The organism is Staphylococcus sp. AC872, from assembly GCF_979255425.1.
This window is the reverse complement of sequence record NZ_CEEDKW010000036.1, coordinates 1-392: the sequence shown is the minus strand read 5'-3', so window position 1 is coordinate 392 and position 392 is coordinate 1. Positions and strand designations below refer to the sequence as shown.

Annotated in this window: 1 pseudogene; it reads right to left on the bottom strand. The window is 44.9% G+C overall.

Annotated elements, in window-relative coordinates:
* Nucleotides 1-392, bottom strand: a pseudogene (locus tag ACZ267_RS12810) (hypothetical protein); the annotation flags it as partial.

The following is a 392-nucleotide window of genomic DNA, read 5'->3' as shown; positions in this document are numbered from 1 at the left end:
GCCGTCGGCGTTGCTTCTTTCATCGGTACATTCGCTCGTGCTTCTGGACTTGCATCACTATTACCGTGACTCTCATTGGCTGTGACTTCACTTCCATTTTGAACACCATTATAGCCTACTGTTATTGCGCCACTTGTGTTATCGATACTAATTCCTATTGGTGTATCGTTTAATGTCCATTGATTACCTACTTTAGTTGCGATTACTTCTTTTGGATCTCCATTCGGTGCCACATAATGTACAGTCATCTTATCCGCATCACCTTGCGGTATTACCGTTACACTCGCTTTCGCTTCATCTGGTATTATCACTGGCGCCGTCGGCGTTGCTTCTTTCATCGGTACATTCGCTCGTGCTTCTGGACTTGCATCACTATTACCGTGACTCTCATT